At 48.9% G+C, this 845-nt stretch carries 2 protein-coding genes; both read right to left on the bottom strand.

All coding sequences use genetic code 11. The features are described from left to right. Positions 1 to 36: 36 nt before the first annotated feature. On the bottom strand, positions 37 to 528 hold the full coding sequence (locus tag J7438_RS26200; protein ID WP_209278964.1) for a DUF2244 domain-containing protein: 492 nt from the start codon (positions 526 to 528) through the stop codon (positions 37 to 39). A 65-nt stretch (positions 529 to 593) separates the two neighbouring features. Further along, on the bottom strand, positions 594 to 845 hold a 252-nt coding region (locus J7438_RS26195), incomplete at its 5' end, for a 4-alpha-glucanotransferase (protein WP_209278963.1).

Raw genomic sequence — 845 nt, 5'->3', positions numbered from 1 at the left:
CTTTATAGCTGTTTTCTGAACTTACCAAGACACTCTTCACCAAGAAACGCAGGCGTTACGGAGCAGCCTTTTCAAGTGATCCCCCAAGACCAGCTTATCCTGCCTGTTGAGAAAGGACCCCAGCTCCATTTCCTTGCCGTGGGAACGGATGTGAATGGACGGGGGCTTCCATGGATGATTCGCCTCACGAATGATCAGTTGGCACCAGAGGCGGTGATAATGGTGAGTGACCAGTGGTTTATAGAAACCCTTCTGAATAGTGACCTGATGCTCCTGAAACGTGATCAGCTCTTTCCGTTGGCGCTGCCAGGCACAGTAATAGATGCCTGCCGACAAGGCGATAACCTCCAGCAGGGAGAAGGGCAGGATGGCTTTGGCACCGACAAGATAAAAGCCGATGGCAATAACAAGTGATACTGTAGCGAGCAGCCCCAGTAATAACAGGTTATGCCGCCAGCTCATGGAGTTATTGGGTTGCAGAAGTATCCTGCCATCCATACTTTCAGTGGGGAAATCTACCGTTACCATTGCTCCCGTTCATACCCGGCTATCATTACAGACACTATTGACACTATCAAAATGCATACGGATTTTCATGCCTTGCGGGTCAGCCCAAGATTTTTGAACAATACCCGGTTTTCCTCACTGGCAAATATCTCGCTGATATTGCGGGTCAGTTTGCGGCTCCAGTTACGGTACTCGCTGCTGGTTCCGGGAACATTCACCGGTGTATCCAGTTCAAGCACATCTTCCAGCTGGATAACAATGATTTTGGATGCAGTTTTGCCCAGGTAGTAATGGATCTTTTCCATCAGTTCCCGGCTATAGCCCATAGAATTTAAATC

The organism is Thalassotalea sp. G20_0 (assembly GCF_017744175.1).
GTDB lineage: Bacteria > Pseudomonadota > Gammaproteobacteria > Pseudomonadales > Endozoicomonadaceae > Endozoicomonas.
This window is presented reverse-complemented; position numbering and strand designations above follow the sequence as displayed.

What these genes read in the sequence shown, in the direction of transcription:
- J7438_RS26200 (WP_209278964.1), bottom strand. Translation starts at nt 528, where the DNA reads ATGGTAACGGTAGATTTCCCCACTGAAAGTATGGATGGCAGGATACTT.